This window comes from Streptomyces sp. NPDC019224 (assembly GCF_040632605.1).
GTDB lineage: Bacteria > Actinomycetota > Actinomycetes > Streptomycetales > Streptomycetaceae > Streptomyces.
In genome coordinates, this window is record NZ_JBEYCF010000005.1 from 155,443 (window position 1) to 174,662 (window position 19,220).

General features: G+C 74.3%; 19 protein-coding genes. 15 read left to right on the forward strand and 4 right to left on the reverse strand.

Annotated elements, in window-relative coordinates; all coding sequences use genetic code 11:
- Nucleotides 1-21 precede the first annotated feature (21 nt).
- Genes ABZ564_RS05390 through ABZ564_RS05400 form a run of 3 tightly spaced genes read left to right on the forward strand, consistent with a single transcriptional unit; the run spans nucleotide 22 to nucleotide 2,526 of the window.
- Complete coding sequence (locus tag ABZ564_RS05390) at nucleotides 22-1,386, forward strand: aldehyde dehydrogenase family protein (protein ID WP_360849771.1); 1,365 nt, start codon at nucleotides 22-24, stop codon at nucleotides 1,384-1,386.
- A gap of 7 nt (nucleotides 1,387-1,393) precedes the next feature.
- Nucleotides 1,394-2,182: a 3-oxoacyl-ACP reductase gene (locus ABZ564_RS05395; RefSeq protein WP_360849774.1), complete on the forward strand. Its 789-nt coding sequence runs from the start codon at nucleotides 1,394-1,396 to the stop codon at nucleotides 2,180-2,182.
- A 38-nt stretch (nucleotides 2,183-2,220) separates the two neighbouring features.
- Nucleotides 2,221-2,526: a DUF2510 domain-containing protein gene (locus ABZ564_RS05400; RefSeq protein WP_360849777.1), complete on the forward strand. Its 306-nt coding sequence runs from the start codon at nucleotides 2,221-2,223 to the stop codon at nucleotides 2,524-2,526.
- Between the two features lie 105 nt (nucleotides 2,527-2,631).
- On the opposite strand, the gene ABZ564_RS05405 is transcribed toward ABZ564_RS05400, so the two are convergent.
- Nucleotides 2,632-3,834 (reverse strand): amino acid deaminase/aldolase, encoded by a 1,203-nt coding sequence (locus ABZ564_RS05405; protein ID WP_360849780.1) that lies wholly within the window; start codon nucleotides 3,832-3,834, stop codon nucleotides 2,632-2,634.
- Between the two features lie 556 nt (nucleotides 3,835-4,390).
- Between ABZ564_RS05405 and ABZ564_RS05410 the strand changes: the two genes are divergently transcribed.
- Nucleotides 4,391-5,164: a hypothetical protein gene (locus tag ABZ564_RS05410; protein ID WP_360849783.1), complete on the forward strand. Its 774-nt coding sequence runs from the start codon at nucleotides 4,391-4,393 to the stop codon at nucleotides 5,162-5,164.
- Nucleotides 5,161-6,345 carry a type VII secretion-associated serine protease mycosin gene (gene mycP, locus ABZ564_RS05415; protein WP_360849786.1) on the forward strand — a complete coding sequence of 395 codons (1,185 nt, stop codon included), beginning with the start codon at nucleotides 5,161-5,163 and terminating at the stop codon, nucleotides 6,343-6,345. The genes ABZ564_RS05410 and mycP overlap by 4 nt, the downstream gene beginning before the upstream one ends.
- A 12-nt stretch (nucleotides 6,346-6,357) precedes the next feature.
- On the opposite strand, the gene ABZ564_RS05420 is transcribed toward mycP, so the two are convergent.
- The gene (locus tag ABZ564_RS05420; protein ID WP_360849789.1) at nucleotides 6,358-7,248 is read right to left on the reverse strand and encodes a serine hydrolase; all 891 of its coding nucleotides are present in this window, start codon (nucleotides 7,246-7,248) and stop codon (nucleotides 6,358-6,360) included.
- Nucleotides 7,249-7,334: 86 nt separating this feature from the next.
- Between ABZ564_RS05420 and ABZ564_RS05425 the strand changes: the two genes are divergently transcribed.
- Nucleotides 7,335-8,063 (forward strand): SseB family protein, encoded by a 729-nt coding sequence (locus ABZ564_RS05425; protein ID WP_360849792.1) that lies wholly within the window; start codon nucleotides 7,335-7,337, stop codon nucleotides 8,061-8,063.
- A gap of 81 nt (nucleotides 8,064-8,144) precedes the next feature.
- Here the strand turns inward: ABZ564_RS05425 and ABZ564_RS05430 are convergent, their stop codons facing one another.
- Nucleotides 8,145-8,507, reverse strand: a complete 363-nt coding sequence (locus ABZ564_RS05430; protein ID WP_360849795.1) for a DUF1844 domain-containing protein — start codon at nucleotides 8,505-8,507, stop codon at nucleotides 8,145-8,147.
- A 386-nt stretch (nucleotides 8,508-8,893) separates the two neighbouring features.
- Here ABZ564_RS05430 and infC point away from each other — a divergent pair, with 386 nt between their 5' ends.
- The 8 genes from infC to ABZ564_RS05470 all read left to right on the forward strand — a co-directional run bounded on the left by infC (nucleotide 8,894) and on the right by ABZ564_RS05470 (nucleotide 18,066).
- Nucleotides 8,894-9,556, forward strand: a complete 663-nt coding sequence (infC, locus tag ABZ564_RS05435; RefSeq protein WP_360849952.1) for a translation initiation factor IF-3 — start codon at nucleotides 8,894-8,896, stop codon at nucleotides 9,554-9,556.
- 122 nt (nucleotides 9,557-9,678) lie between these two features.
- Nucleotides 9,679-9,873, forward strand: coding sequence for a 50S ribosomal protein L35 (gene rpmI / locus ABZ564_RS05440; RefSeq protein ID WP_003970213.1), 195 nt, complete (start codon nucleotides 9,679-9,681; stop codon nucleotides 9,871-9,873).
- Nucleotides 9,874-9,980: 107 nt separating this feature from the next.
- Nucleotides 9,981-10,364 carry a 50S ribosomal protein L20 gene (gene rplT, locus ABZ564_RS05445; RefSeq protein ID WP_143625552.1) on the forward strand — a complete coding sequence of 128 codons (384 nt, stop codon included), beginning with the start codon at nucleotides 9,981-9,983 and terminating at the stop codon, nucleotides 10,362-10,364.
- Nucleotides 10,365-10,501: 137 nt separating this feature from the next.
- The gene (locus tag ABZ564_RS05450; RefSeq protein WP_360849799.1) at nucleotides 10,502-11,344 is read left to right on the forward strand and encodes an RNA methyltransferase; all 843 of its coding nucleotides are present in this window, start codon (nucleotides 10,502-10,504) and stop codon (nucleotides 11,342-11,344) included.
- A gap of 120 nt (nucleotides 11,345-11,464) precedes the next feature.
- Nucleotides 11,465-12,616 carry a PAS domain-containing sensor histidine kinase gene (locus tag ABZ564_RS05455; RefSeq protein WP_360849802.1) on the forward strand — a complete coding sequence of 384 codons (1,152 nt, stop codon included), beginning with the start codon at nucleotides 11,465-11,467 and terminating at the stop codon, nucleotides 12,614-12,616.
- A 152-nt stretch (nucleotides 12,617-12,768) separates the two neighbouring features.
- Nucleotides 12,769-13,896, forward strand: a complete 1,128-nt coding sequence (gene pheS / locus ABZ564_RS05460) for a phenylalanine--tRNA ligase subunit alpha (protein ID WP_360849805.1) — start codon at nucleotides 12,769-12,771, stop codon at nucleotides 13,894-13,896.
- The gene (pheT, locus tag ABZ564_RS05465) at nucleotides 13,896-16,406 is read left to right on the forward strand and encodes a phenylalanine--tRNA ligase subunit beta (RefSeq protein WP_360849808.1); all 2,511 of its coding nucleotides are present in this window, start codon (nucleotides 13,896-13,898) and stop codon (nucleotides 16,404-16,406) included. Before pheS ends, pheT begins: the two co-directional genes overlap by 1 nt.
- A gap of 310 nt (nucleotides 16,407-16,716) precedes the next feature.
- Nucleotides 16,717-18,066, forward strand: a complete 1,350-nt coding sequence (locus tag ABZ564_RS05470) for a transcriptional regulator (protein ID WP_360849811.1) — start codon at nucleotides 16,717-16,719, stop codon at nucleotides 18,064-18,066.
- A 100-nt stretch (nucleotides 18,067-18,166) separates the two neighbouring features.
- On the opposite strand, the gene ABZ564_RS05475 is transcribed toward ABZ564_RS05470, so the two are convergent.
- Nucleotides 18,167-18,367 (reverse strand): 3-hydroxyacyl-CoA dehydrogenase family protein, encoded by a 201-nt coding sequence (locus ABZ564_RS05475; RefSeq protein WP_360849814.1) that lies wholly within the window; start codon nucleotides 18,365-18,367, stop codon nucleotides 18,167-18,169.
- Nucleotides 18,368-18,577: 210 nt separating this feature from the next.
- Here ABZ564_RS05475 and ABZ564_RS05480 point away from each other — a divergent pair, with 210 nt between their 5' ends.
- Nucleotides 18,578-19,030, forward strand: a complete 453-nt coding sequence (locus ABZ564_RS05480; protein ID WP_360849817.1) for an NUDIX hydrolase — start codon at nucleotides 18,578-18,580, stop codon at nucleotides 19,028-19,030.
- The last annotated feature ends 190 nt before the right edge of the window (nucleotides 19,031-19,220 follow it).

The window sequence follows — 19,220 nt, forward strand, 5'->3', positions numbered from 1 at the left end:
TCGTACACCTGTGAGGCCCGCGTGATCCACGAGCACCACGTCCTGAACCCGGCGACCGGGGAGACCATCGCCACCGTCCCCGCCACCCCGGCCTCCGGCGTGCACACCGCCGTCGTCCGTGCCACCGCCGCCCAGCGCACCTGGGCCGCGCTCGCCCCCGCCGACCGGGCCCGGCTGCTGCGCCGGTTCGCCGCCGCCGTCGACGCCCGCACCGAGGAACTGGCCCTGCTGGAGGTCCGGGAGGCCGGCCACACCATCGCCAACGCCCGCTGGGAGGCGGGCAACGTCCGCGACCTGCTCGACTACGCCGCCGGGGGAGTGGAACGGCTCACCGGCCGGCAGATCCCCGTCCCCGGCGGCATCGACCTCACCCTCCTGGAGCCCCTCGGCGTCGTCGGCGTCATCGCCCCGTGGAACTTCCCGATGCCGATCGCCGCCTGGGGCACCGCCCCCGCCCTCGCCGCCGGCAACGCGGTGATCCTGAAGCCCGCCGAGACGACCCCGCTGACCGCGCTGCGGCTCGCGGAGACCGCCCTGGAGGCGGGCCTGCCCGAGCACCTCTTCCAGGTGCTGCCCGGCGCCGGCGACGAGGCCGGCAACGCCCTCGTCGAGCACCCGGACGTCGCCAAGATCGTCTTCACCGGTTCCACCCGCACCGGCAAGCGGATCATGGCCAAGTGCGCCGGCCGACTGGGGCGCGTCACCCTCGAACTCGGCGGAAAGAGCCCCAACATCGTCTTCGCCGACGCCGACATCGAGACCGCGGCGGCCGCCGCACCCCTCTCGTTCCTGGACAACGCCGGCCAGGACTGCTGTGCCCGCACCCGCATCCTCGTCCAGCGCTCCGCGTACGACCGCTTCCTGGAACTCCTCGCCCCGGCCGTCGCCGCGTTCGCCGTCGGCGACCCCGCCGACGAGAAGACGCGGATGGGCCCGCTCATCTCCCGTACCCAGCTGGAACGGGTACGCGGTTACGTTCCCGAGGACGCCGCCGCGATCCGGGGGAGCGCCCCCGAGGGGCCCGGCTTCTGGTTCCCGCCGACCGTCCTCACCGACGTCCCGCCGGACGCGCCCGTCGCCACCGAGGAGGTGTTCGGGCCGGTCGCCGTCGTGCTGCCCTTCGAGGACGAGGCGGACGCCGTCCGGCTCGCCAACGCCACCGACTACGGCCTCGCCGGCTCGCTCTGGACCCGTGACGTGGGGCGCGCCCTGCGCGTGTCCCGGGCCGTCAGGGCGGGCAACCTCTCCGTCAACTCCCACTCGGCGGTCCGCTACTGGACGCCCTTCGGCGGGTTCAAGCAGTCCGGCATCGGCCGCGAGCTGGGGCCCGACGCCCTCACCGCCTTCACCGAGACCAAGAACGTCTTCCTGAGTACGGAGGCCTGAACCGCCCATGACCACGGACCACGAGATCATCTGCCGCCGCCTCGTCGGCCGCACCGCCGTCATCACCGGCGCCGGCAGCGGCATCGGCCTGGCCACCGCCCACCGGCTCGCCTCCGAAGGCGCGCACGTCGTCTGCGGCGACATCGACGCGACAGCGGGCACGGCGGCGGCCGAAGCGGTCGGCGGCACCTTCGTACGCGTCGACGTGACCGATCCCGGACAAGTCGCGGAGCTGTTCCGGACGGCCGACGACACCTACGGCTCGGTCGACGTCGCGTTCAACAACGCCGGCATCTCGCCGCCCGAGGACGACTCCATCCTCACCACGGAACTGGAGGCGTGGAAACGCGTCCAGGACGTCAACCTCACCTCCGTCTACCTGTGCTGCAAGGCCGCCCTGCCCTACATGCGCCGCCAGGGGAGGGGCTCCATCATCAACACCGCCTCCTTCGTGGCCCGGATGGGCGCGGCCACCTCCCAGATCTCGTACACCGCCTCCAAGGGCGGGGTGCTGGCGATGACCCGCGAACTGGGCGTCCAGTTCGCCCGCGAGGGCATCCGCGTCAACGCGCTCTGCCCGGGGCCCGTCAACACCCCGCTGCTCCGGGAGCTGTTCGCCAAGGACCCCGAACGGGCGGCCCGCAGGCTCGTGCACATCCCGCTCGGCCGGTTCGCCGAGGCGACCGAGATCGCCGCCGCCGTCGCCTTCCTGGCGAGCGACGACTCCTCGTTCGTCAACGCCACCGACTTCCTCGTCGACGGCGGCATCTCCGGCGCCTACGTCACGCCCCTGTAGGTGCCACCCGCCCGGGGCGCCTCTCCTGGAGTGGAGCGATGAGCTGTCCCACCCCGCCCGGCCGGTACCCGGACACCGCCGCGCCCGGCACCGAGCGCTGGTGGGACGGGAGGGCGTGGACCGCCCGCACCCGTGCGGCGCCCCGTCCCCGGTCCGGCCCCGCAGCCGGTTCCGCGGAACGGGGGAGGCAGCGCCCGGGCCGTCGCGCTCCTGGCGGCCGGAGCGGTCGTCGTCGGCTCCGTCGTGACCGGAGCCGTGCTGCTCACCGGGAGCGACGAACCGGCGCCCCCGCCGACCCACGCCTCGCCGTCACCCGTGCGGTACGCCTTCGACGCGGGCCGTGACGGACCGCCGCTCGCCCTCATGGATACCCTCACCCGGGGCACCCGGCCGCTCGGCGCCGGCGCGACGGACGGCGGCGCCGGCAGCTCCGTCGAGCACTCGTCGCGTCAGAGGAACGTACGTCCCTCGCCCCGGTACGTCGGCACGGCCGCCGTCACCCGGTCGCCCTCGATCAGGTGCAGCGTGTCGAACCGCTCGCACAGCTCACCGGCCTTCGCGTGCCGGAACCACACCTTGTCGCCGATCAGCAGATCGTCCGCCGGGGCGCCCAGCAGCGGGGTCTGCACCTCGCCGGGCCCCTCCTGCGGGTCGTAGCGCAGCCCCTCCGGCAGATACGGGACCGGCAGCCGGTCCGCCCCGGCCGCGCCCGACGCCGGGTAACCGCCCCCGAGCACCGTCACCACACCCACGCCCGGCCGGCGCACCACGGGCTGCGCGAACAGCGCGGCCGGGCGGGCGGTGAACGAGGTGTAGTTGTCGAACAGGCGCGGCACGTACAGCCCCGAACCGGCGGCGATCTCCGTCACCGCGTCCTCCGCCGCCGTGTGCTGCACGCTGCCCGTGCCGCCGCCGTTCACGAACTCCAGCTCCGGCGCCACGGCCCGGACCGCCCGCACCACCTCGGCCCGCCGGACCGCCAGCTCCTTACGGGCCGTGGCCTGCATCAGGCGGACCGCCCGGGACCGCAGCGGCCGCCCCGCCACCGAGTCGCCGACGCCCGCGATGTGCCCCTCGTACGCCATCAGGCCGACCAGCCGGAAACCGGGCCGCCGCACCACGGACCTGGCCAGTTCGGCCAGCTGGGCGGGGGAGCGCAGCGGCGAGCGCAGGGCCCCGATCCTGACCCGGCCGCCGAGCATCCGCAGCGAGGTGTCCAGCTCCAGGCAGACCCGGATCTCCCGGGTGCCGCCCGCCCGCGCCGCGTCGATGAGGTCCAGCTGGGCGTGGTCGTCCACCATCACCGTCACGGCGGCGGCGAGCTTCGGGTCGGCGGCCAGCTCCGCGTACGCCGGCCGGTCGGCGGAGGGGTAGGCCAGCAGCACGTCCTCGAAGCCGGCCCGGGCCAGCCACAGCGACTCCGCGAGCGTGAACGACATGATCCCGGCGAACCCGGGCCGGGCCAGCACCCGCTCCAGCAGGGCCCGGCAGCGCACCGACTTGCTCGCCACCCGGATCGGCTTGCCCGCCGCCCGGCGTACGAGATCGTCGGCGTTGGCGTCGAAGGCCTCCAGATCGACGACGGCCACGGGAGCGTCGAGATGGGCGGTGGCCCGGTCGTAACGGGCCCGGTCAGTGGCACGGGCGGTCATGGCCGCAGCTTGCCAGACGGTTCTACCGCTGGGTAGGGGGACGATCCGCGCAGATCGTCCGGTGCGCGGGCCGCCCGCTCCCACCCGGGTCGCCGCAGCCCGTAGAGTGACGCCCACGCGGCGAGCGGGATCCTGTCTGTGCGGGCGGGGTCCGTGCGCGGTACGGAACGGATCAGGGGGGCGGATGAGTACCGAGGCGCAGCCCGCTCCCGTCCCGCCCCGCCCCACCGCCCCGCCGCGCCCCTCCCGGCCGCCGTCTCCCCCTTCCGGGGAACCCGCGTCTCCGCGCCCGGCCCCGGAGAGGCCCGCGGGGCCCCGCCCGGCCACCCCACCGCCCCCGCCGGTGCGGGAGAGCGCCGGACCCCGCCCCGCCCCATCGCACCCGTACCCCGACGAGACCCCCGGGCCCCGCCCCGCCCCATCGCACCCCGCCGGGACCGTCGGGTCCGGTCCCGCCGCCCTGCCGCCCCCCGCCGCCTGGCTGCCCCCCGCCGCCCTGCCGCCCCCTGCCACCCCGCCGCACCCCGCCACCCCGCCGCGCCCCGAAGCGGCGCCCGTGGCGCCCCCGGCCCGCACCCGGCGCCCGCCCCGGGCCGTCGCCGCTGTCTGCGCGGTTCTCGGACTGGGGCTGATCGGCGGGGCCGCCACCGGTGGCTGGATCGTCGGGTACTCCACCGACGAGCCCGCCGCCCGCAGCGCGTACACCGTGGGCCGGGAGGCCTGGCACAGCCTCCCCGTCGACACCCTCTTCCCCCGCACCCTGAAGGGCGACGGCGCCGGGCCCGGCGGCGCCGACCGGGTCTGGACGCGGCTCGCCGCCGCCCCGGACAGCGGCTGCGCCACCGCGCTCGACCCGCTGCTCGCCAAGACCCTGCGCACGGTCGGCTGCGCCCGCGTCCTGCGGGCCACGTACACGGACGCGACGGCCAGCAGCGTCACCACCGTCGGACTGGTCTTCACCGAGGCCGACACCGACGCGATGCGGGCCCTGAGCGCCCGGTTCGCCGACGAGCGCCTCGACCGGCGCACCGACCTGCTGCCCCGCGCCTACGCCGTGGAGAACAGCCCGGCGGCCTCGTTCGGCGACCGGCAGCGGGCCAGCTGGTCCGTGCACGTGCTGACCGGGATCCCCGTCGTCGCCTTCGCCGTGTCCGGGTTCGCCGACGGGCGCGTGAGCACCCCTCCCCGGCCCGCCGAGCAGGCCATGGCGTCCGGCGCCACGACCGCCGCCGCCCAGGCCGGTCTCGGCCACGAGGCCAAGGGTGTGGCCGACCGCGTCGAACGCGCGCTCCGCACCCACGTAGCCGACCTCACGGAGCAGCCGGAATGACCCGTGCCCGCCACCTCGTCGGCGCACTCTGCGCGGCCACCGCCCTCGCCCTCCTCCCCGCGCCCCCCGCCGGGGCGGACACCATCCGGGCCCAGCAGTGGGGCCTGGCCGCCCTGCACACCGACCGGGCCTGGGAGACCACCCGCGGCAAGGGCGTCACCGTCGCCGTCGTCGACACCGGGGTCGACGGCAGCCTGCCCGACCTCGCGGGCCAGGTGCTGCCCGGCAAGGACCTCATCGGCTTCGGCGCGGCGCGCGGCGACAAGGCCTGGGCCAGGCACGGCACCGCCATGGCCGGGATCATCGCGGGCCGGGGCCACGGCAGCGGACGCGCCGACGGCGTCCTCGGCATCGCACCCGAGGCGAAGATCCTCCCGGTCCGCGTCATCCTCGAAGCGGGCGACCCGGCCCGCGCCGAGGCCCGCAGGACCCGGGGCACGGCCCTCGCCGACGGCATCCGCTGGGCCGCCGACCACGGCGCCGACGTCATCAACCTCTCCCTCGGCGACGACAGCGAGTCCGCGCACCCCGAGCCCGGCGAGGACGCCGCCGTCCAGTACGCGCTGAAGAAGGGCGCCGTCGTCGTCGCCTCGGCCGGCAACGGCGGCGAGAAGGGCGACCACATCTCGTACCCCGCCGCCTACCCCGGGGTCATCGCCGCCGCGGCCGTGGACCGGTACGGCACCCACGCCTCGTTCTCCACCCGCCGCTGGTACGCCACCGTGAGCGCCCCCGGCGACGACATCGTCGTACCGGCACCCGACCGCAAGTACTACGTGGAGTGGGGCACCTCCGCCGCCGCCGCGTTCGTCTCCGGGGCGGTGGCCCTCGTCAGGTCCGCGCACCCCGGGCTGTCACCCGCGCAGGTCAGGAAGCTCCTCACCGACACCGCACGCGACGCCCCCGCCTCCGGACGCGACGACGCACGGGGCTACGGGATCGTCGACCCGGCCGCGGCCATCGAGGCGGGCGGCCGGGTGCGCCCCGCCGAGGTGCGCAGCGACTCCGCCGGTTACCGCAAGCGGTACTTCGGCGCCGGGCCCACGCCCGGGCCCGAGGACGAGGGCCCGGCCGGATGGCTCGCCCCGGCGGCCGGCGTCCTCGGCGCGCTCCTGCTCGCGGCGGGCGCGCTGCTCCGGCGCGGGGGCGACGGCCGCTCCCCGTCCGCCCGGGGCCGCTGAGCGCCCGCGGACTCACCGCGCGGCCAGCACCCCCACCGCCGCCTTCGCCGCCGACTCGACGAGGGCGATACCGCTCTCCTCGGACGTCTGGCCGCCGGAGAGCACCGCCACCAGGTAGATGTGCCCGTCCGCCGTCACCCGCCCGATGCTGTTGACGTTCCACAGCCCGGTGGCGGTGCGCGGCATCCAGCCGTTCTTCAGCGCCCACGTGTCGCCCGCCGCCGACACGCCCCACTGCTGGTCGGCCTCCACCCGGGCCATCAGCCCCTGTACGTAGGCCCGGGACTCCTCGCTGAGCGCCGCGTCCGCCTCCGTACCGAACACCGCTCCCAGCAGCGTCAGCTGGTCGGCCGCCGTGGTGCCGGTCAGCCCCCAGGCGTGCGAGGCGGTCGTCGCGGTGAGCCCCAGCCGTTCGTTCGCCGCGTCCAGCCCCGTCGCCCCGCCCACCGCTGCCAGCAGCGCGGTGGCGGAGTCGTTGTCGCTCCGCTCGATCATCGCGGCCGCCCGGCCGCGCTCGGCGGCGGTCAGCCGGCGCCCCTCGTCCTGGGCCCGCAGCAGCAGCGCCGCCAGGATGTCCACCTTGACGATGCTCGCCGTCTCGTACGTCTCCGCCGCGCCCCCGTACACCGCACGCGCCCCGCTGTCGCTGTCCAGCACCGCGACCGAGAGCGCCGCCCCCGACGCCCCGCTCAGCAGCGGCTCCACCGCCCCGGCCAGCTCCGCGTCCAGATCCACCACCGGTTCCTCGCTCGCTTCCGGAGATTCCGACGCCGACGATACGGAGAAGACCGCGGCCGGCGCACGGCCGACGACGTACGCGCCTCCGGCGGCCGAGACGGCCAGCACGGCGGCGGCCGTCAGGGAGACGGGCAGGGCGGATCGGCGTACGCGGTGTCGGGGCATGGCCCGGACACTAGGAACCGTGGCTGAGAACCGGCTGGGTCCGACCTGTCGGCAGGATGAGAACGCCCAGGCACTACGCTCGCCCTGTGGCGCAGAAGAACATTCCGGACCCCGGTTACTCCGACGACGACGGCACCGCCGACCCCGCCCTGGCCTCGGCGCTCGCCGCCTGGGCCGAGGACCGCACCGCCGTCGCACCGGTGCTCGAAGCCCTCGCCGGGGCCCGGCTCCTGGTGCCCGTGGTCGCCGTCCTCGGCGAGGTGGAGGAGGACGAGCGGGGGCTGCGCCGGGAGAAGACCAGTGACATGGCCGTGCCCACCCTCCAGGCCGGCGGCCGGCGCGCCCTGCCCGCCTTCACCTCCACCGCCGCACTGGCCCGCTGGGACCCGCAGGCGCGCCCCGTCGCCGTACCCCTGCACCAGGCGCTGCAGGCCGCCGCGCACGAGAAGGCCGACACGGTGGTGCTGGACCTCGCCGGGCCGGTGGCCTTCGAGCTGACCGGTGCCGCGCTGCGCGCCCTCGCCGAGGGCCGTACCAGCGCGGACCCGCTGGACGACCCCGCCGTCACCGCCGCGGTACGGGCGGCGGTCGCCGCCGAGCCCGCCGTGCTCCGCGCCCACCTCGGTCCCGGCAGCGCCGACGGCACCCTCGCCCTGGTCCTCGCGGCGGACGCCGACCCGGCACAGGCGGCGGGCCGTGTCGCGCGGGCGCTCGCGGCGGACGAGGTGCTGCGTGCCCGGCTGGTCCGGGGACTGGACCTCGCGCTGCTCCCGGCCGGCGCGCATCCGGCCGGTGAGCCTCTGTTCACGCGCTGACCGCCCGGGCCGACGCGACGAGCCCCCTGCCGGAAGACCGGCAGGGGGCTCGTCCGCGTACGGAAGGGGAAGGGGCGGCTCTCAGCCGAAGACCGGGCCGGTGTACTTCTCGCCCGGGCCCTGGCCCGGCTCGTCCGGGACGAGCGAGGCCTCGCGGAAGGCCAGCTGGAGGGACTTCAGGCCGTCGCGCAGCGGGGCCGCGTGGAAGGAGCTGATCTCGGTGGTGCTCGCGTCCAGCAGGCCGGCCAGCGCGTGGACCAGCTTGCGGGCCTCGTCGAGGTCCTTGTGCGCGTCGCCTTCCTCGGTGAGGCCGAGCTTCACGGCGGCGGCGCTCATCAGGTTGACGGCGACCGTCACGATCACCTCGACGGCGGGCACCTCCGCGATGTCGCGGGCCATCTCGTCGAAGCCGGGGGAATCACTGCTGGGGGTCGCGTCACTCATGCGCCTTACGATAGGCCCCCGGCGGCGGCCCTCCGCCCGCGGGAGCGGGTGCGGACGCCGGTTGGTGCCCGCCCGGCCGAGCTGCTAACCTTGTGTAACGACCGGCTGGGCAGTTATGTGCCCGGCCCACAAGTGGAGGCTCCGCTCTCCCACCTTGCCGTCCACAGGGCGGCGGGTCACCGGTCAGGTGGTGCCCATCGTTCCGTACGGACGATGGAGCCGCCCGATGCGCCCCGCGGTTCGCTGTGGCGGTGTTCCGGTTTTCCAGGAGCCCCGCCTGTGTCCCGTCCGGGGCATTTTTTGTGCTCCGCCGCGGTTGGTCTGTCTGAAACAGACGTTACGCGGCTGTCCGCCAGGCGGTCGCGTGGTGCTACCGAGGAGGATCCATCAGCGCCGAGCCCCGCATCAACGACCGGATTCGCGTGCCCGAGGTGCGACTTGTCGGTCCCAGTGGCGAGCAGGTCGGGATTGTGCCGCTTGCCAAGGCCCTGGAACTCGCACAGGAGTACGACCTCGACCTGGTCGAGGTGGCGGCTACCGCCCGTCCGCCCGTGTGCAAGCTCATGGACTACGGGAAGTTCAAGTACGAGTCGGCCATGAAGGCCCGTGAGGCGCGCAAGAACCAGGCGCACACGGTCATCAAGGAGATGAAGCTCCGGCCGAAGATCGACCCGCACGACTATGACACCAAGAAGGGTCACGTCGTCCGGTTCCTCAAGCAGGGCGACAAGGTCAAGATCACGATCATGTTCCGTGGTCGTGAGCAGTCCCGCCCCGAGCTGGGCTTCCGGCTGCTCCAGCGTCTCGCTTCGGACGTGGAGGAACTCGGTTTCATCGAGTCCAACCCGAAGCAGGACGGCCGGAACATGATCATGGTTCTGGGCCCGCACAAGAAGAAGACCGAAGCCATGGCCGAGGCCCGTGAGGCCCAGGCCGCCCGCAAGGCGGAGCGTCAGGGGAACACCACCCCCGACGCCGAGTCCGCGGAGAAGGCCCCCGAGGCTCCGGCCGAGGCGGCGCCCGAGGCCGAGACACCTTCCGAGGCGTGACCTCCGGGGGCCGCCATCCAGGCGCCCCCCGGGTTCCCCCCGGAATCCCATCAAGATCTGACGCCCCTGCAGTCCGGTGCCCGCACCGAGAGGGGCGCCACTGACGAGGAGAGAACGGCGCGATGCCGAAGAACAAGACGCACAGCGGTGCCAGCAAGCGCTTCAAGATCACCGGCTCCGGCAAGGTGCTGCGCGAGAGGGCCGGCAAGCGCCACCTGCTCGAGCACAAGTCGTCCAAGAAGACCCGCTCGCTGACCGGCACGGTCGTCGTGGCTCCGGCCGACGCCAAGAAGATCAAGAAGCTTCTCGGCAAGTGAGGCCGTCGTCCCCGGTGAGGCCGGGGACGCGCCCTCGATCCGACCGGGACCAATTCGTTTCCGGGCCGTGTGAGTACGACCACGGCCCCGCTACAAGGAGTTAACAAGTGGCACGCGTCAAGCGGGCAGTCAACGCCCACAAGAAGCGCCGGGCGATCCTCGAGCAGGCCAGCGGCTACCGCGGTCAGCGTTCGCGCCTGTACCGCAAGGCCAAGGAGCAGGTCACCCACTCCCTGGTCTACAACTACAACGACCGCAAGAAGCGCAAGGGCGACTTCCGTCAGCTGTGGATCCAGCGCATCAACGCCGCTGCCCGCCAGAACGGCATGACGTACAACCGCCTCATCCAGGGTCTGAAGGCCGCCAACGTCGAGGTGGACCGCAAGATCCTGGCCGAGCTCGCGGTCAACGACGCCAACGCGTTCGCCGCCCTCGTCGAGGTCGCCCAGAAGGCCCTCCCGAGCGACGTCAACGCCCCGAAGGCCGCCTGACCCAGGCCGCACTTCCTGGCTTCCCCGCCGGACCCGCAGGCGCCCGCCGCCTGCGGGTCCGGTGCGTTGCACGCCCTGTGTCGCAGGGCGCGGCGCACGAACCGGACCTTCGTCACGCAGAGAGGCTCCTCGCCGACATGGGCACCCCCGAACTGATCTCCCCGCGATCGCCGCGGGTCGCCGCCGCCCGGCGGCTGGCCAGGCGCAACTTCCGCGGCAAGGAGCGCAGGTTCATCGCCGAGGGGCCGCAGGCCGTGCGCGAGGCCGCCGATCACCGGGGTGCCGACGGCGAGCCGACCCTCATCGAACTCTTCGCCACCGTCGAGGCCGCCGAACGCTACGCCCCCATCGTCGACGCCGCCCATGCGGCCGGCGCCCGCGTCCACCTCGCCGACGGCGACGTCCTGGCCGACGTCTCCCAGACCGTCACCCCGCAGGGGCTGATCGGCGTCTGCCGCTTCCTCGACTCGCCCTTCGACGCGATCCTCGCGGCCCGGCCCAGGCTGGTCGCCGTCCTGGCCCACGTCCGCGACCCCGGCAACGCCGGCACGGTGCTGCGCTGCGCCGACGCGGCGGGCGCCGACGCGGTCGTCCTGACCGACGCCTCCGTCGACCTGTACAACCCCAAGTCGGTACGCGCCTCGGTCGGTTCGCTCTTCCACCTGCCGGTCGCCGTGGGCGTCCCCGTCGAGCAGGCCGTACGGGGGCTGCGCGAGGCGGGCGTCCGCATCCTGGCCGCCGACGGCGCCGGCAGCGACGACCTCGACGACGAACTCGACGCCGGCACGATGGGCGGACCCACCGCCTGGGTCTTCGGCAACGAGGCCTGGGGGCTGCCCGAGGAGACCCGCGCCCTGGCCGACGCCGTGGTGCGGGTGCCGATCCACGGCAAGGCGGAAAGTCTCAACCTCGCCACCGCCGCCGCGGTCTGCCTCTACGCCTCGGCGCGCGCCCAGCGCCCGCGCCGCACCACCGGCTGACCCCTGACGCACCCCCTGCCGCCGACGGAGAGCCCCCGCAGGGTGTCGCTCCGTCACCGACGACTAGTAGGGTGACGAACTCGGGGCCCACTGCACCGGTTCGAGAGGTGGGGGACGGGAATGGCTGTCGGCATGAGCGGGCCGCGCGCGGCACACGCGGCCGTCGTGCGCGCCGCCGGCGAACTGGACGGCCCCGCCGTCGCGGACGCCGCGGCGGGCGGCCTCGGGCTGGACCCCGACGACCTCCCCGACGGGCTCGTCGTCGCGGACGAGTCCGGCCGGATCATCTGCTTCAACGCCGCCGCCGTCCGTATCACCGCCGTCCCCGGGGCCGCCGCCCTCGGCCGCCCGGTGGAGCACGCGCTCCCGCTGGAGGACCTCAAGGGCCGCCGCTGGTGGGAGCTGACCGACCCCTACGGCGGCCTCGCCACCCGGACCGGCCAGCCCGAGCGCAACCTCCTGCTGCCCGGCGGGCGCGAGGTCCTGGTCTCCGCCCGCTATGTGCGCGAGACGCCGGCCGGACCGGTCCGCCGCCTGGTGATCAGCCTGCGCGGCACCGAGGCCCGCCGCCGCACCGAGCGCAGCCACGCCGAACTGATCGCGACCGTCGCCCACGAACTGCGCTCCCCGCTCACCTCGGTCAAGGGCTTCACCGCGACCCTGCTGGCCAAGTGGGAGCGGTTCACCGACGACCAGAAGCGCCTGATGCTGGAGACGGTCTACGCCGACGCCAACCGGGTCACCCGCCTCATCACCGAACTCCTGGACATCTCCCGGATCGACTCCGGGCGCCTGGAACTGCGCCGCCAGCCCGTCGACCTGTCCGCCGCCGTCGAACGCCACGTCCGGGCGCACACCGCGGCCGGCCAGGACCCCGGCCGCTTCCTCGTCCGCACCTGCCAGCCGCTGCCCGCGGTGTGGGCCGACCCGGACAAGGTCGACCAGGTGCTCGGCAACCTGCTGGAAAACGCCGTGCGGCACGGCGAGGGGACTGTCACCATCGACGTGGCACCCGCACCGGCGAAGAGCGACGAGAGGGGAGCGGCCGTCACCGTGAGCGACGAAGGTCCCGGCATCCCCGAGGAGTCGATGGGCCGCGTCTTCACCCGCTTCTGGCGGGGGAGCAAGCGCGGCGGCACGGGCCTGGGCCTCTACATCGTCAAGGGCATCGTCGAGGCCCACGGCGGCACCATCACGGTCGGCCGCGGCCCCGGAGGCGGAGCGGAGTTCCGATTTATGCTGCCCGTGAGCACGCCGGCCTACCTCGGTTAAGGCCGAGCGGCCCACGGGCGCCCCACCCGCCCCGCGACCCTTAGACTCGACCCTTGGCACCTTTGCGTCCTCCGGTCTTCGAGCGAGGTCACGGGGGTCCGGGAGTACCCCCGGTAAGCGCAGCACTCAGCCAATCGGAAGCACGGGAAGAGATGTCGGCACCGAACAAGTCGTACGACCCAGTCGAGGTCGAGGCACTGAAACCGGAAGAGATCGAGCGCATCCGGGACGAGGCGCTCGCCGCCTTCGCCGCCGCGGGTGACCTCGAAGCGCTCGCCCAGGCGAAGACGGCGCACACCGGTGGCACCTCGCCCCTGTCGCTCGCCAACCGCGAGATCGGCGCGCTGCCCCCGCAGGCCAAGGCCGAGGCCGGCAAGCGCGTCGGCCAGGCCCGCGCCGCCGTGGGCCGCGCCCTCGCGGCCCGCCAGACGGAGCTGGAGGCCGAGCGGGACGCCCGGGTCCTGGTCGAGGAGGCGGTGGACGTCACCCTGCCCTACGACCGCACCCCGGCCGGCGCCCGTCACCCGCTGACGACCTTCATGGAGCGCGTCGCCGACGTCTTCGTGGCCATGGGCTACGAGGTCGCCGAGGGCCCCGAGGTCGAGGCCGAGTGGTTCAACTTCGACGCCCTCAACTTCGTGCCCGACCACCCGGCCCGGCAGATGCAGGACACCTTCTTCGTCGAGGGCGCCGACGGCAGGAAGAACGACGAGTCCGGTGTCGTCCTGCGTACGCACACCTCGCCGGTCCAGGCCCGCACCCTGCTCGACCGCGAGCCCCCGGTCTACGTCGTCTGCCCCGGCCGCGTCTACCGCACCGACGAGCTCGACGCCACGCACACCCCGGTCTTCCACCAGATCGAGCTGCTCGCCGTCGACGAGGGCCTGACCATGGCCGACCTGAAGGGCACCCTCGACCACATGGTCCAGGCGCTCTTCGGCCCGGACATGAAGACCCGGCTGCGGCCGAACTTCTTCCCGTTCACCGAGCCGTCCGCCGAGATGGACATGGTCTGCTACGTCTGCCGCGGCGCGTCCGTCGGCAACCCCGACCGCCCCTGCCGCACCTGCGGCAGCGAGGGCTGGATCGAGCTCGGCGGCTGCGGCATGGTCAACCCCAAGGTGCTCACCGCCTGCGGCGTCGACCCCCAGAAGTACAGCGGATTCGCCTTCGGGTTCGGCATCGAACGGATGCTGATGTTCCGCCACAACGTCGAAGACATGCGAGACATGGTCGAGGGTGACGTCCGGTTCACCCGGCCCTTCGGGATGGAGATCTGATGCGCGTCCCGCTTTCCTGGCTGCGGGAATACGTCGACCTGCCGGCCACCGAGACCGGCCGTGACGTACAGGCCAAGCTCGTCGCCGTCGGCCTCGAGGTCGAGACGGTCGAGCAGACCGGCGCCGGCCTCACCGGCCCGCTGGTCGTCGGACAGGTGCTGACCATCGAGGAGCTGGAGGGCTTCAAGAAGCCGATCCGCTTCTGCACGGTGGACGTCGGCACCGCCAACGGCACCGGCGAGCCGCAGGAGATCGTCTGCGGAGCCCGTAACTTCTCCGTGGGCGACAAGGTCGTCGTGGTCCTGCCCGGCGCCGTACTGCCCGGCGACTTCGCGATCGCCGCCCGCAAGACGTACGGCAGGACCTCGCACGGCATGATCTGCTCCGCCGACGAGCTCGGCATGGGCGACGACGGCACGCACGGCATCATCGTCCTCCCGCCGGAGTACGAGGTGGGCACCGACGCGATCGAGCTGCTGGAGCTCCGCGACGAGATCCTGGACATCGCCGTCACGCCCGACCGCAGCTACTGCCTGTCCATGCGCGGCGTCGCCCGCGAGACCGCCATCGCCTACGGCCTGCCGCTGCGCGACCCGGCCCTCCTGGACGTGCCCGCGCCCAACGCGTACGGCTACCCGGTCAAGATCTCCGACCCGATCGGCTGCTCCCGCTTCACCGCGCGCACCGTCGTCGGCCTGCAGCCCGAGGCCCGCACCCCGATCTGGATGCAGCGCCGGCTGCAGAAGGCCGGCATGCGGACCGTCTCGCTCGCCGTCGACATCACCAACTACGTGATGCTCGAACTCGGCCAGCCGCTGCACGCCTACGACCGGAGCCGCATCGACGGCCCGATCGGGGTCCGCCGCGCCGAGCAGGGCGAGAAGCTCACCACGCTCGACGGCGCCGTCCGAGTCCTGGACTCCGGCGACCTCGTCATCACCGACAACCGCGGGCCCATCGGCCTCGCGGGCGTCATGGGCGGCGCCGACACGGAGATCGCCGACACGGCCGAGGACGCGCACACCGCCGAGGTCGTCATCGAGGCCGCGCACTTCGACGCGATCTCGATCGCCCGCACCGCGCGCCGCCACAAGCTGCCCTCCGAGGCGTCCAAGCGCTTCGAGCGCGGCGTCGACCCGCAGGCCGCCGCCGCTGCCGCCCAGCGCACCGTCGACCTGCTGGTCCTCCTGGCCGGCGGCACCGCCGAGGCGGGCGTCACCGAGGTCAGCGCCCCGTCCGCGCCCCGCACCATCACGATGCCGGCCGACCACCCCGACAAGGTCGCCGGTGTCGCCTACGGCCGTGAGACCGTCGTGCGCCGCCTCCAGGAGGTCGGCTGCGACGTCTACGGGCAGGACGAGCTCCTGGTCACCACGCCGTCCTGGCGCCCCGACCTCACCGAGCCGAACGACCTGGCCGAAGAGGTCATCCGCCTCGAGGGCTACGAGAACCTCCCCTCCACGCTCCCGACGCCGCCGTCCGGCCGAGGCCTCACCGACCGCCAGCGGCTGCACCGCCGCGTCGGCCGGGCGCTCGCGGGCGCGGGCTACGTCGAGGCGCTGAACTACCCGTTCATCGGCGAGGCGGTCCTCGACCAGCTCGGCCTGGAGGCGGACGACGCCCGCCGCCGCACGGTCAGGCTCGTCAACCCGCTCTCCGACGAGGAGCCCTCGCTGCGCACCACGCTGCTGCCGGGCCTCCTCGGCGCGCTGCGGCGCAACGACGGCCGGGGCAGCCACGACCTCGCCCTCTTCGAGACCGGCCTCGTCTTCAGGCCGACCGGCGACGAGACCAAGCCCGTCCGGCTCCCCGTCGACCGGCGCCCCTCCGGCGAGGAGGTCGCCTCGCTCGACGCCGCGCTGCCGCACCAGCCGCGCCGTGCCGCCGTCGTCCTCGCGGGTGCCCGCGAGCAGGCCGGCTGGTGGGGCAAGGGCCGCCCCGCCGACTGGGCGGACTCCGTCGAGGCGGCGCGTACCGTCGCCCGCGAGGCCGGCGTCGAGGTGACCGTCCGCGCCGACCGGCACGCCCCCTGGCACCCGGGCCGCTGCGCCGCGCTGTACGTGACGGTGGCCGGCGAGGAGACCCTGTTCGGACACGCGGGTGAGCTGCACCCGCGCGTCATCAAGGAGCTCCACCTGCCCGAGCGCACCTGTGCCATGGAGGTCGACCTCGACGTCCTGGAGCAGGCCGTCGACGGCGTCCTGCGGGCTCCGCGGATCTCCGCCTTCCCGGTGGCGACCCAGGACGTCGCGCTGGTCGTCGGCCAGGACGTGCCCGCAGCCGACGTGGAGCGGGCGCTCCGCGAGGGCGCGGGCGAGCTCCTGGAGTCGCTGCGGCTGTTCGACGTCTTCACGGGCGAGCAGATCGGCGAGGGCAGCAAGTCCCTGGCGTACGCGCTGCGCTTCCGCGCCGCCGACCGCACCCTGACGGTCGACGAGGCGAGCGCCGCCCGCGACGCCGCGGTGGCCCTGGCCGCCGAGCGCACGGGCGCGGTACTGCGCGGAGCGTAGTCCCACCCCGGCACAAGAAGGAGGGGCGTATCCGGCGACCGGATACGCCCCTCCTGTGTGCTCGCCCGTCCGTCCCCGCCGCGGAGTGTCGGGCAGGCCGGCGGGGTGGACCGCGCGGAGGCGGGCCGCCGTGCTGTACGAGGGGGAGCCGACGGCCCGTCCGCGCCCTGCGAGGGATCCATTCAAGCGAGCCCCCGGCCGCTCCGGCAGCGTGCGCGGCGGGACGGTTCGGGCATTCCGTTCACACCCCGTGTGAATCGTGCTCCACTGGGGCGACACGTCCTGGCGTGCCGACCCACCGGAGGGGGACATGGGGCCCAAGGAGCCCAACACCGCGCTGGAGGCCCTGATCGAGGAGGCGGGCGTCTCCCGGGCCGGACTGGCCGCCCATGTGAACCGGGCCGGCCGCGCGCGCGGGCTCGGCCTGCGTTACGAACACACCGCCGTCGCCCGCTGGCTGAAGGGCCAGCGCCCGCGCGGCCAGGTGCCCGACCTGATCTGCGAGGTGCTCGGAAACCGCCTGGACAGGGCCGTGTCGCTGGACGACATCGGCATGGCGGTCCCCGACGGCCACGCGCCCGCCCAGGGCTCCTCGCTCAGCGGTCTCGTCGAACGGGCCACCGCCGTGTGGCGCTCCGACGCCCAGCAGCGCCCGCACGTCGTCGCCGCTCCGGCCGTCACCGGGACCGGCGCCGTGATGCCCGTCTGGGAGTGGGAGAACCCGCCGGAGGACGCCGATGTGTCGCGGACCGGGCCGGCCGGGGTGGACGCGGCCGACATGGCAACCCTGCGGGCCGCCCGTGACCACTACGAACTGATGTACCGCAAGGCGGGTGGAATCGCGACGCGTCCACGCGTCGTCGGCTTCCTCAACGCCCGGGCCGCCCCCCTGCTGCGCGGCGGCTACAGCGATGCGACGGGCCGCCAACTGCACCGCGCCACGGGCGCGCTGGTGGCCGTGGCGGGCATCTGCGCCTACGACTCCGACGCGCACGGTCTGGCCCAGCGCTACTTCCACCAGGCGCTGCGGCTGGCCAAGGCGAGCGGGGACCGGGGCCTCGGCGGCTATGTGATCGCGCTGCTGGTCAACCAGTCGCTGTTCCTCGCGGAGTACCGCCAGTCCGTCGCCTTCGCGGAGGCGGCCCTGCGCGCGGCGGGGCGCGAGATCACCCCCGCGCTCGCCGCCGACCTCCACGCGATGCAGGCCAAGGCGTACGCCGGGCTCGGCGACCGGGCGAGCGCGCTGACGTGCATCGGCCGCGCCGAGTCGGAGGCCGCCCGCATCCGGCCGGGCCGGGAGCCGGACGAGACGGGGTACGTCCAGCCGGGTCTGGTCGATGTGCAGGTGGCGGAGGCGTTGCTGGGCCTCGGGGACCTGGCCGCGGCCCGGGAGCACGCGGTGGCGGCGGTCCGCACGCCCGCGCACGACCGGGGGCGGGTCCACCGCCTGGCCATGCTCACCACGATCGAACTGCGCCGGGGCGAGGCGGACCGGGCGGCGGCGACGGCCACCGAGATGGCGGACCGGGTCCGGGGCATGGAGTCGCAGCGGCTGCGCGACCGGCTGCGGGCGGTGCGCGCGGAGCTGGTCGCCAGCGGGAGCGCCGACGCGGAGCGGGCCGCCGAACGCGTGGAGGGGGCGCTGCGCGTACCGCTGTGAGCGGCAGTCACCGAGGACGCCGCAGCGCCCACGGCTGGGCCGCGCCGCGGCCCCGTACGCGCGAGGGCGACGCGACCCCCGCACGCACGGACCGGAGCGATCAGGCGTACGGGTAGAACCCCGACCCCGTCTTCCGTCCCAGCCGCCCCGCGTCCACCATGCGCTGGAGCGGCGGGGGAGCGGCGGCAGTGAGCTCCGGCCCGGAGCGCGAGGTCGGCCGGCAGTCCACCCTCGTGAGCAGAGCTGCCTTGAAAGCCCGTAGAGCGGAAGCGACGATCTCACGCAGGGCGTAGTCGCCCACCAGCCCACAGTAGCCCGCGCAGCATGGGGCGCCCCGTCGTGACCCCGGACGCGGCACGCAGGCGGTTCAGCCGCCGGACCGGGTCCTCGGACGGAGCGGACGGTCGCCGGCGAGGGCGCTGGCAAGCGCGGTGGGTACGCTCCCGGCATGCGGTTCTTCCCGATCGACTTCCGTAGACGGAGGTCCAGTGGCACGGCGCGGCCAGGAGTCATGGCCAAGGCGCGGGTCGTCTTCAGTGACGAGCAGGGGCGCGTCCTTCTGGTGCGGCTCAGAGCGCCGGCCACGGGGCAGGGCTGGGGGTTGCCCGGCGGGACCGTGGAGGCGGGCGAGGAGACCCCGCGCGAGGCGGCCGTTCGCGAGGTGGCGGAGGAACTCGGGCTGTCGGTCGAGCCCGGCCGGCTGCTGAGCGTGGACTGGGTGAACCGGCCCGGCGACTGTCCGCGGACGGTGCACGTGTTCGACGGCGGACAGGTGCGGGGCAGCGGTCTGGCCCGCGTACGCCTTGACGAGGCGGAATTGGTGGAGTGGCGCATGTGTCCGCCGCGCGAGGCCGAGGATCTCCTGTCCACCGCGCTCTGGGGGCAGCTGCGGGAGTCGCTCGCCGTGCGTACGGCGGGGACCGGGCCGGTGGAACTGGTGGACGGCGTACCGGTCGGCCGCTGAGCCGCCGACGCGAGGCCGGGCCCGACAGATCAAGCCCCCATGACCGGGACGAGAGGGCGAGTCTACTATTGGTCTGTGAAGATTCTTTGTTTGTGCTGGTGAGAGGCTTTGGCTGATGCATGCGGAGGGGCGGGGCCCGGGTGAGCCGGAGTCGGGGGAGCCGGGGATACTCGCGTCGTTCCTGGGGTTG

Bases quoted from the DNA above. Each gene is read 5' to 3' on its own strand.
- ABZ564_RS05395 (WP_360849774.1), top strand. From the start codon at position 1,394: ATGACCACGGACCACGAGATCATCTGCCGCCGCCTCGTCGGCCGCACC.
- ABZ564_RS05400 (WP_360849777.1), top strand. From the start codon at position 2,221: ATGAGCTGTCCCACCCCGCCCGGCCGGTACCCGGACACCGCCGCGCCC.
- ABZ564_RS05405 (WP_360849780.1), bottom strand. From the start codon at position 3,834: ATGACCGCCCGTGCCACTGACCGGGCCCGTTACGACCGGGCCACCGCC.
- mycP (WP_360849786.1), top strand. From the start codon at position 5,161: ATGACCCGTGCCCGCCACCTCGTCGGCGCACTCTGCGCGGCCACCGCC.
- ABZ564_RS05420 (WP_360849789.1), bottom strand. From the start codon at position 7,248: ATGCCCCGACACCGCGTACGCCGATCCGCCCTGCCCGTCTCCCTGACG.
- ABZ564_RS05430 (WP_360849795.1), bottom strand. From the start codon at position 8,507: ATGAGTGACGCGACCCCCAGCAGTGATTCCCCCGGCTTCGACGAGATG.
- rpmI (WP_003970213.1), top strand. From the start codon at position 9,679: ATGCCGAAGAACAAGACGCACAGCGGTGCCAGCAAGCGCTTCAAGATC.
- ABZ564_RS05450 (WP_360849799.1), top strand. From the start codon at position 10,502: ATGGGCACCCCCGAACTGATCTCCCCGCGATCGCCGCGGGTCGCCGCC.
- ABZ564_RS05455 (WP_360849802.1), top strand. From the start codon at position 11,465: ATGGCTGTCGGCATGAGCGGGCCGCGCGCGGCACACGCGGCCGTCGTG.
- pheS (WP_360849805.1), top strand. From the start codon at position 12,769: ATGTCGGCACCGAACAAGTCGTACGACCCAGTCGAGGTCGAGGCACTG.
- pheT (WP_360849808.1), top strand. From the start codon at position 13,896: ATGCGCGTCCCGCTTTCCTGGCTGCGGGAATACGTCGACCTGCCGGCC.
- ABZ564_RS05470 (WP_360849811.1), top strand. From the start codon at position 16,717: ATGGGGCCCAAGGAGCCCAACACCGCGCTGGAGGCCCTGATCGAGGAG.
- ABZ564_RS05480 (WP_360849817.1), top strand. From the start codon at position 18,578: ATGGCCAAGGCGCGGGTCGTCTTCAGTGACGAGCAGGGGCGCGTCCTT.